General features: G+C 41.1%; 10 protein-coding genes. All 10 read right to left on the reverse strand.

Going from position 1 to position 9,404, the window contains the following annotated elements:
• A partial coding sequence (locus O8C65_11205) for a hypothetical protein (GenBank protein MCZ7357492.1) occupies positions 1-1,361 on the reverse strand: 1,361 nt, incomplete at its 3' end.
• A gap of 63 nt (positions 1,362-1,424) precedes the next feature.
• Positions 1,425-1,853, reverse strand: a complete 429-nt coding sequence (locus O8C65_11210) for a phage tail protein (GenBank protein ID MCZ7357493.1) — start codon at positions 1,851-1,853, stop codon at positions 1,425-1,427.
• Positions 1,854-2,040: 187 nt separating this feature from the next.
• The gene (locus O8C65_11215) at positions 2,041-2,409 is read right to left on the reverse strand and encodes a phage tail assembly protein (GenBank protein MCZ7357494.1); all 369 of its coding nucleotides are present in this window, start codon (positions 2,407-2,409) and stop codon (positions 2,041-2,043) included.
• Positions 2,410-2,427: 18 nt separating this feature from the next.
• Positions 2,428-2,877: a phage tail protein gene (locus tag O8C65_11220; protein ID MCZ7357495.1), complete on the reverse strand. Its 450-nt coding sequence runs from the start codon at positions 2,875-2,877 to the stop codon at positions 2,428-2,430.
• A gap of 23 nt (positions 2,878-2,900) precedes the next feature.
• Positions 2,901-4,754, reverse strand: coding sequence for a phage tail sheath subtilisin-like domain-containing protein (locus O8C65_11225; protein MCZ7357496.1), 1,854 nt, complete (start codon positions 4,752-4,754; stop codon positions 2,901-2,903).
• Positions 4,755-4,785: 31 nt separating this feature from the next.
• Positions 4,786-4,998, reverse strand: coding sequence for a hypothetical protein (locus O8C65_11230; protein ID MCZ7357497.1), 213 nt, complete (start codon positions 4,996-4,998; stop codon positions 4,786-4,788).
• A gap of 481 nt (positions 4,999-5,479) precedes the next feature.
• Entirely contained in the window at positions 5,480-5,770 is a 291-nt protein-coding gene (locus tag O8C65_11235) for a hypothetical protein (protein MCZ7357498.1), read from the reverse strand.
• Between the two features lie 52 nt (positions 5,771-5,822).
• Entirely contained in the window at positions 5,823-6,389 is a 567-nt protein-coding gene (locus O8C65_11240; protein MCZ7357499.1) for a DUF4255 domain-containing protein, read from the reverse strand.
• Positions 6,389-8,536, reverse strand: a complete 2,148-nt coding sequence (locus O8C65_11245) for an AAA family ATPase (GenBank protein MCZ7357500.1) — start codon at positions 8,534-8,536, stop codon at positions 6,389-6,391. Before O8C65_11245 ends, O8C65_11240 begins: the two co-directional genes overlap by 1 nt.
• Before the next feature lie 52 nt (positions 8,537-8,588).
• A complete protein-coding gene (locus tag O8C65_11250) occupies positions 8,589-8,900 on the reverse strand; it encodes a hypothetical protein (GenBank protein ID MCZ7357501.1) in 312 nt (103 codons plus the stop codon).
• Positions 8,901-9,404: the final 504 nt, after the last annotated feature.

Genomic DNA, 9,404 nt, shown 5'->3' on the forward strand with positions numbered 1-9,404 from the left:
TCAATCCTGTCAGGGCGTTCATATCGAATTTCCCGGGTAATCCCATGCTGGTTCATCGATAAATTATCTTTCTTTGCAGCATCGGAACTTTCCATCGCCGAATATACTTTCGATTGTCCCCGCAATGATCCTGAAACATTGAATTTATTATTTAGTTTTTTAAATACCGCAGGCGATGTGGCATTATAGCGCATCGATCCTGTTTTTTCAAACCACCTGTCCTTCTGCAAATATACCGAATCTGCAGGGCTAAGGATGATTTTTGCACGTCCTGCCGTAAGATATGAGAAATAATAGGAACTGATATGCCAGTCAGGAGCATGCTTATATCGAACATTCCGGGCAATAACGTCCTGATTCATCGATACATTATCCATTCTTGCCTCGGAACTTTCCATCGCCAAATATACTTTTGAAGATCCTCCCATTGATCCTGAAATATCAAGGTCTTTTATTTTTCGAAATACCTCAGGTGAAGTGACATTATAGCGCATCGATCCTGCTTTTTCTGGGTACCTGGCCCTCTGCAAATATCCCGAAGCGGCTGGGCTCAGGGCGATTTTGGCAGGTCCTGCCATAAGGTATGAGATATGATAAGAATTGTCCCGCCGTTTGGAAGTCTGGGCATAAGAATAATTTATCTCTCTGGTTCCTTTGTTCCTTATAGGCAATAATTTACCATAATTTTTTCCCAGTTCATGATGCATTTGCAGCATCATCTGGTGAAACACATTGAGATAAATAAATTCAGGAAAGATATTGGAATTCAATTGTTTCCATTGACTGATTGTTTGAACATATTGAGATCGAATCGAGTTTCCAGACTGTCCTGAAATCTTAAATGAATCACTCTTTGAACCATATGGTTGGACAATCTCCGGCATTGAAATAAAATTATATCCAGTATTTGCGCTTTTCCCCCGGATATTAAGAAAAACAAGGATTTTGTCCTGTTCAAATGAACCGGTATGATATTTTTTGGAAACGATCTGTTTAACCGAATTTGAAATCCGTTTCAATCCTTTTTCACTCGATTGCAGATGGGGTTCTATGAACTCTATTATAAAAGACACATGTTCCATCGGACTGGTGCCGGATACACTCATGGACTTTCTGACCATCCCGAAATAAAGACTGAAGTGGAACCTGTAATAATTGATGATTGATTTGCTTTTGGGATACGGTCTCAGTTTCCCGCTCTCAATTTTATTACTGAACAATTTGAGGAAGATCAAGGATGGAAGCATTCCTGATTTCCTGATAAAAGCGTATTTATTTAATATCCGCCTGGAAAATTCAAGACCTGTAAAGCCTATCCTGATGTTCTTTGCTGCATTCTTGTTTTTTCTTCTTTCCTGCATTCAATTCTCCTTGTTCATTAGCTTTATATCCTGGGTAACAGTCCTGCCGAAAAATGCCAGAAGCTACAGCAAGCCATGATGGGTAAGAACAAGCGACTCACTTGCAACAGTATTACTTGACGCATTAAGAGTCGGTCCATCCCACTTAATGGGATATGCCTCAAAAAATGCCCACCACATTACAGTATTTCCAGAGGGATCTTGAAGGTAGATAGTGCCATTTTTCCTTTGTATATCTCCATGTATGCCGCTATAGAACCATTCCCATAGCTCAAGATCGGCAAGTCCTGTTTTTAATGTAATGTCCGAATATTTGACGCCTTTTGGGAGCTTATGTTCAAAATCATTAACTCCTCCTTCCTTAATGGTATCAACTTCTATCTGAATGCCCAGACCTGAGACCTCTGTGAAACCGCCTCGAATAATTCCATCTATTTCCACTTTGAATTTAAAAGCCCCGAAGGGCTCATTTCGTGGTGTACCATCCGGCATTATACCTCCTATATGTTCAATATGTTCTTCGATCCTTCAGAATTGATCTTTTTATTTATTTTGCTGACCTCATCGCACCATAGCTTACGCTCTCTATGCTCCATGTTCAAAATCGTATCATAATCCCAGTGGAAATGATATGCCAGAAAGGCTACCTCCTCATACAGTCTGTCGAGGGGGTAGCCAGTTATTCCCCCTGCGACTGCATATCGATATCGAACTTATGTTCGCACTTCGGGCATTTGGTCTTGATCACATTTGACCCGTTCTGGTTGATCCTGGTATACATCTCCTGGAGATACGCAAAGTCTCCTGCAAAGAGCCCTTCTATCACCATTGGAGTTACCATCTTCATGCTTCCCAGTTGTGTAATCACCCTTGAGAGAAGTATGACGGTCAAGTACGCAGGATTTGTCTGAACTCTTGGATCTTTCATGGGCAGTATTTCATCTGCTGCTGTTGCAAGTTTCATCTTGCCCTGTTTGTGAAGAGTTCCGGTCTCGTCAACATATCCCATGGGCAGGGTAAAATCGTGCTCAGTCTGTAAGACTCCCATTTTACCACCTTAAGTTCATTACTTAACTCTCTTTATTCCTTCATGTACAATCTCGATCGATTCTATCAGGACTTCGCTTCCTTTCGCGCTGAAATCCGATGGATCATACTTTGTGGGCCATGCCTCAAAAATTTCCCAGCGTGCTTTATCATTTCCCTCGTCATCAATTGCTATCAGAGATATGCTTTTTCTTGCATCCTGGGAATTTGCTCCTTTATCTTCGATCAGCTGTCTCCAGTTATAAAGATCCAATGAATCAGTAATACCTTTTTTGAGAGTTACATTCCCGTACTTGGTGAGACCGGAAAGCTGTTTCTGATGTGGGGCGTCTATACCCTCTCTGTACTCAATAGGTGTACCGGAATTATCCGGGATTGTTGCTTCTGAAAAACCAGCTATCGTGATTCCTTTGATCTCAACCCTGAATCTGAAATTCCTGTACGGATCATCTCTTGCTCCAGTTGGCATATGCTTTTCCTCCTTTAATTATTTTATTTCGTCAATGTTTTTTGCATTATTCTTATAATTACGAATTCGGCTGGCTTCACAGGCGCCACACCAATATCGATGATTAACTGTCCTGCATCTCTTACCTCGGGCGGATTGTTCTCTGCATCCACCTTGACGAAAAATGCCTCATCAGGTGTACTTCCGAATAAAGCACCACTTCTCCAGACCCTCAACAGGAAGGCGGTTACGTTCCTGATAACAGAACCCCAAAGTTTGGGATCGTTCGGCTCAAAGACAACCCACTGTGTTGCTTCATCAAGGGATTCTTCGAGATAAAGGAAGAGCCGCCTTATGTTTATATATTTCCATTCTGCATCTGAACTGAGCGTATAAGCGCCCCAGATGCAGATTCCAGAGGTCGGGAACTTTCGGATGACATTTATTTGCCGCTGATGCAGTCCATCATGTTCGCCTTTTGATACGAGTTTTTCAACATCGAGCGCTTTATCAAGAAAACCATCTGGAGTCCCGGCCGGTGCTTTGTGCACTCCTCGTGTGGCATCGACATATGCATAAGTTCCCATAGCCGCACCAGACGGCGGCACAGGTATTGTCGATCCGGTTATAGGGTCATAGATGATAATCCAGGGATAGTACATCGCTCCATATTTATTATCAAAGCTGTTTCTCATTGTCTTTATCCCATCGATATCTTTGTTCTTGGCAGGATCGATGATAAAGAAGCAGTCTTTTCTCGTCATACAGTAAGTAAGTCCCGCCTGCATTGCTGCGATCTTACCAGCCATATCAGGCATTGCAACGATATTTATATCATCGATCATGTCGAATGCATGAAGACCGTTCTGCGCCTTTTCATCGCCTTCAAAGTCAGAAGGCGAAAGTGCAGACGCATCGTCTAAACCACCTGTAAGTGGAGTTTCTGCGATTAACGCGGGGATATTTCCTGACCCTGTTATGTTAGCGGCACCCTCAACCCAGGAATCTTTTTCAACCACGATGAGTGCAGATTTATTGTTTATAAGGGCTTCAATCGTGTCCATTATGAGGTCATTATGGGTTTCCGTTGTAGTAGTACCATATTTCACGATCAGATTGAACTTTGTTGGTGGGTCAGCATCATGCTTCACTTCGATAGTCACATCGTTTCCTCTTGAGCCGGTAAAATATGACGAGACTCTCAACGACTTTTTGTCCGCTCTGTCCTTCAGAGTAATGCCTGCTGTGGGCGATATACCATCGTCACCTCCAGCCAGGGGTAAAGGAGAAGCGGATTTGTTGGGGATTTTTCCCAAACCGGTCTTCGGAGTACCGAATTCATCCCAGTTATCCTTTTCAACTCTGATATACTTTGAATTGCTTTTTATTGTTTCTTCTACAATTTCCATCGTGAGGTTTTCATGCGTCTCCACAGCGTCATTATTGTATTTTACGATCAGATTGAAACCATCTTTTAATGTTTTCTCCGTAGAATCATTCACGTCGATGGTAATATTGTCCCCCCACCTACCTTCTGATGTCGCAGAAACTCTCATTGAGTCACCGCCATCAGCATCCTTTAAAGTAGCTGCCGAAATCTTGGCAGTCTTTGTCGCAGGATTTTGATAATTTGTATAATGGCATGTCCTGACAACAAAGCATTTTGTTCCGCCTTCATCGAAAAACAGTTTCACGGCGTATGCGAGATACCCGTTAGGGATAAAGCCTCCGAATATATCCACAAACCGTGCCCAGTTTGGTATTTCCTTTGCCTCGCCTATTGGCCCCTTTTCGGCTATCCCAACAAATGCGCCGTTCGAAGTGCCAACACCCGTAATTGGTTTTACTCCTGAGGACAATTCCTCAACATAAACTCCTGGTGATAGATAACTAGCCATACATACCTCCTATTTCGATTTCTGAAATTCATTACCTTCCTTTTCTTCCATAGCTGCTTCTCTTTGCTGAAGTTACTTCACTTTTTTCTTCAGCTTTTTCTCCACCCTCTTCAGTTCGAATCAAGATGATATCGCCTTTTTGAAGAAGATTTTTCAGATGTTTTGACCTAAGGTCGTCATCAGAAATTTTGGATGAACCTTTTGCCAAAAGATCAATATCTTTACCGCCCTCCAGGTTAATCAATAACCTCTGGTTCAATTTGTTGCGAACAACAAGCATATATCCTCCTTATGAGCTTTTATATAGTTGATTATTTTATTATTCATGTTTCCTTTATCACTTCAATATGTTTTTTGAATTGAAAATCATCTTCTGCAACAGGTTGCAGAAATAAATTCCAAATCACATTTTAAATGTGCCTCAATTCAATCATTTCTATGGTAGTATCAAATTTTAGATATAACACCTCCAATTTATAGTCTAGTTAATATTATAGTTTCGATATACGTGGGCGTATCCTTTTTAAAAAAAAACGCCTTTTTAAAAGTCTTGTATCCATCCTTCATAATGTCAAGGGTTATGTTTTTACCACCATCGGCTGAACTAAACCGGATAAAGAATCCATCCTTCCTCTTCAGAAGTCGCTGATTTTGAAGGGATCTCCGTGACTCTTATTGATTCACCTAGAATTAATCCGCCTCGACAATTCTGCCGATTATAACGGTTATCCCCTCAGGAAAGGGATAATTGACATTTGATTTAATATTATACTGGTAACAGGATTTTTGGCATCAACAAGAACAGAATCAACATAGACCTTTCCCATTTTCAGTTTGATGTTTCGACTTCCTTGCTGTAATAATATCCTCCTCCTGTTATGCTTTGTTTCCCTTCCGGAATCCATTAGAAGAAAATGACCCGTAGTGTTCCTTATGATGTCTCTCCTTTTTTTTTCAGCTTCAAGGTATAAATTCCTGAATGCGCTTTTATCCTTGTTAGGGGAAAGATCATCCATTAGCAATACAGCCATTTAGTTTTGATGTAAGCCTTTCAAGAAATACCATCATTCAGACCACTTTTCTATGCAAATTGATGTCCCTTTCAATAACTCTCGTGATCGTTTCTGGCACTTTGGCCGAGGGGATCCTGACAGGACTGATAATGTAAGACGCAGAGAGCTTGTAAGGCTTGTTAGGAAACCTCTCCCAAAGCTTGTTAATTTCCTCAAAAGTCAGATTGTTTGGGATGATCTTTATCTCATCATTTCCCGTTGTCGACAGTTCGCCCCGCAGAATGTCTCCTTTTAAGACTGAAGTATCATGGAACAACTGCATAAGCCTCTCGATGATTAAGAGTTCAGTTTCCCTGTTTTTACCATAGACAGTGAATATATAGTACAAATCTATTGCAAGAGGAGGATGTTTCAGTTGAGTAGTGCCAATTGGTTCAGGGTTTATATTTCTCAAAAATCCATTCTCAACGATTTGATATAGAAAAATGGAGAGCATATTTCCAGCGGACGTTATCTCTGCTGGAGAATCAAAGACTATTGATTTCGAATCATTTTCAAATTCAGGAATTTTCGGAAGAATATGATCCTTTAATGTTATATTGATATCTCTAAGAACTGTCATTATCTCTCATCCCGTTCTATCAATCTGTAATAAGGTTCAAAATCAGCCTTCAAGAAAGGTTTTCCCAGTTTCTGATATTCTCTCTTTGCAGCAAGCAGGATATGATTCATTCCTATTTCACGGGAGTTCTCAGCCGCAAAAAATGCCGCAGTCACGGCAATGTTCTTAATATTTCCACCTGCAAGCTTTAATTTCTCAGAAAAAAATTCATAATCTATATCCTTCGCGAGCGGAGTATTTTTTGGGAAAATACCTTTCCACATCAGCATACGCAATTTATCATCCGGGAATGGCAGCTCTATCACAAATTGCATTCTCCTCAAAAAAGCCTCGTCGATATTCCCGCTCAGATTTGTCGCAAGTATCACAACGCCTACATATTCCTCCATTTTCTGCAGCAAATATCCAATTTCGATATTAGCATATCTATCATGGGCATCCTTGACTTCAGAACGTTTCCCGAAAAGGGCATCTGCTTCATCAAAGAACAGAATAGCGTTGCTGGTCTCAGCATCTTTAAAGATATTGCTAAGATTTTTTTCCGTTTCGCCAATATACTTACTGACCACATTAGATAGATCGATTTTATAGAGGTCAAGTCCTGCTTCTTTGGCGATGATCTCGGCAGCCATGGTCTTTCCAGTTCCGGATGGTCCGGAGAAAAGTATGTTCAACCCTTTTCCCAGCGACAATTTTTTGTCAAATCCCCAATCGGCAAATACGATCTCCCTGTTCTTAATATGCCCTGCTATCTCTTTTAACTGCTCTTTTTTATCCTTTGGAAGGACAATATCTTCCCATATATATCGAGGCTCTATCTTTTTGGCAAAAGAGGAAAGATTCCTGTTGGACTGCGATTTACAGCCATAATAAATATCCTCCATTGATATTCTGGAACTGCCTCTTGCAGATGCTGCATTGGATGCTGTAAATATGGCATCTCTTATCTGCCCGCCGCTGAATTTAAATTTAGTGGCAAGCGCGCAGATATCAACCCCTTCTGAATTTCCATCCAGGAAAAATTCCCACAGCCTTTTACGAAGCGCGAAAGAGGGAGGCGGGAACTGGATGCTTATGAACATGTGATTATCCATCACCGCGGGAGGTTCCCACGGCAATTCTCCTGACAGGAAAATCCAGTTTGGAGAAACGTCCAACCCCTGAATCAGATTTGTCACATCGATCCGATCTTTCTCTTTCCACAGGGCATCAATTCCTTCAATATATATGTACGAATTCTGCAACAGGGCTTCGCGCAGGATAATACCTGATGTTTCAAAGGATTCATCTTTCATCAAAGCCTTTGAATTTACAAGGAGCATCGGCTTTCCCAATTCTCTGCAAATAACCTCTGCAAACATTTTTTTCCCGGTGCCGTATCCTCCATGAAGAAAGATTATCAGTGGAGCTTTTGAACTGGAAAGCTGTTTTATCAGCTCAACTAACCTGTTTTTAGGGTCATCCTCAAAAATGACATCGTTGAGCGATTTTTTTGGCTCTATTATTGATGAGAAAATCTCTATCCTTCTGTCGATGCAATCTGTTCCCATCAGGAAGCTTATTATTCTCTCATCCATCTTGATGGATTTAGATAACAAGGATATCTCCTGCCCATCTCCAATAAGATAAACAAGGCGGTTCTTGATCAGGGGCGCTGTTGTCGAAAAATACTCCCTCGCCCTGAATTTTTCTTCAATTGAGCTGCACAATAGTTTTATTACCAGATCGACAGTAGGGCGCTTCCTGGTCACATCGTTCTGCATGTAGGAGTACAGTTTTTCATACCGAAGATCAAGTTCAGATGCAAGGCATATCAAAATGGCGTCGACCTCGAAAGGTTTGAGATGGAAGATTTCGGTCAGGATATGAAGACGCAGCTCTTTTCCATTATTGATGCTTTCAATTTTTCTTTTGTTGATTTCAAATGCCGCTGCTCTAATTTTTTCGATATCTTGATATAAAGGATCATTCTTCTTGATCTCATAGGGTGGATTTTGCAGGATTGTATTCACTTCTTTTTCTGAGATATATAGACCCTGAAAATCGTCTGCATCCTGCCCTATTTCCCTGTTCTTGAGATTTGACCTGACCATCAGGTCGATCCGATGAAGTTCATCAAGAAGATGTTCGAGGTTGTTTTGATACATTGTCATATTCGGTCGCAAAAAAATCAGATAAAACTCTTGAATTAGCTTCAATTCATAGTCTTTTAAATGCCTCAACCAGTATATCGTAATCAGTCATATTCCCGCTCGACTTCAACCTGTCAACTTCTAACAGGAGCCTTTCGGCATCTCCGCCCTCCAACTTATTTCTATCGGCGAACCTCGTGGCCAATACTTTCAGCTCTTTCCTGGACGAATACTTCTTGGGCATCTTCCCATCAATAAAATTGAATATATGCCCGCATTTCTTGTGTCCTATCGTTGGAGTTGAAGGACCTGCTGAAGTTTTTATGTAATCCCTGAAAGTATATCCGTGGATGATTTCTCCACATTCGCATATGATCATTTTACCACCACCACCTCTGTATTAGACCAACAGTATCAGCTAATCAAAAGGAGTTTCATCGCCCCACTGCTCGCTCCTTAATAAATTGAATATACACCCGCATTTCTTGTGTCCGATCGTTGGAGTTGAAGAACCTGCTGAAGTCTTTATGTAATCCCTGAAAGTATATCCGTGGATGATTTCTCCACATTCGCGTATGATCGTTTTACCACCACCACCTCTGTATTAGACCAACAGTATCAGCTAATCAAAAGGAGTTTCATCGCCCCACTGCTCGCTCCTTAATAAATTGGATAATCGCTATTATTAGAATTCCCATGTACATGCTCATATATATCTGTTTCGATTGTTCGTGACCACTTTGGAGGTGGTTACCAAAACCCCCTTGAAACCGTTGGTAACTTTTTTTTCACCCCCTATGTAAGATATGCAACAGAGGAAAGATTTTCTTTTATCCCACGCTGCAATCTCGCAAAAGCTACTGCCAGCATGACAATACAACAC

The sequence above is a fragment of the Candidatus Methanoperedens sp. genome (genome assembly GCA_027460535.1).
Classification (GTDB): Archaea; Halobacteriota; Methanosarcinia; order Methanosarcinales; family Methanoperedenaceae; genus Methanoperedens.

What these genes read in the sequence shown, in the direction of transcription:
- O8C65_11210 (MCZ7357493.1), bottom strand. Translation starts at nt 1,853, where the DNA reads ATGCCGGATGGTACACCACGAAATGAGCCCTTCGGGGCTTTTAAATTC.
- O8C65_11215 (MCZ7357494.1), bottom strand. Translation starts at nt 2,409, where the DNA reads ATGGGAGTCTTACAGACTGAGCACGATTTTACCCTGCCCATGGGATAT.
- O8C65_11220 (MCZ7357495.1), bottom strand. Translation starts at nt 2,877, where the DNA reads ATGCCAACTGGAGCAAGAGATGATCCGTACAGGAATTTCAGATTCAGG.
- O8C65_11225 (MCZ7357496.1), bottom strand. Translation starts at nt 4,754, where the DNA reads ATGGCTAGTTATCTATCACCAGGAGTTTATGTTGAGGAATTGTCCTCA.
- O8C65_11235 (MCZ7357498.1), bottom strand. Translation starts at nt 5,770, where the DNA reads ATGGATGATCTTTCCCCTAACAAGGATAAAAGCGCATTCAGGAATTTA.
- O8C65_11240 (MCZ7357499.1), bottom strand. Translation starts at nt 6,389, where the DNA reads ATGACAGTTCTTAGAGATATCAATATAACATTAAAGGATCATATTCTT.
- O8C65_11245 (MCZ7357500.1), bottom strand. Translation starts at nt 8,536, where the DNA reads ATGTATCAAAACAACCTCGAACATCTTCTTGATGAACTTCATCGGATC.
- O8C65_11250 (MCZ7357501.1), bottom strand. Translation starts at nt 8,900, where the DNA reads ATGATCATATGCGAATGTGGAGAAATCATCCACGGATATACTTTCAGG.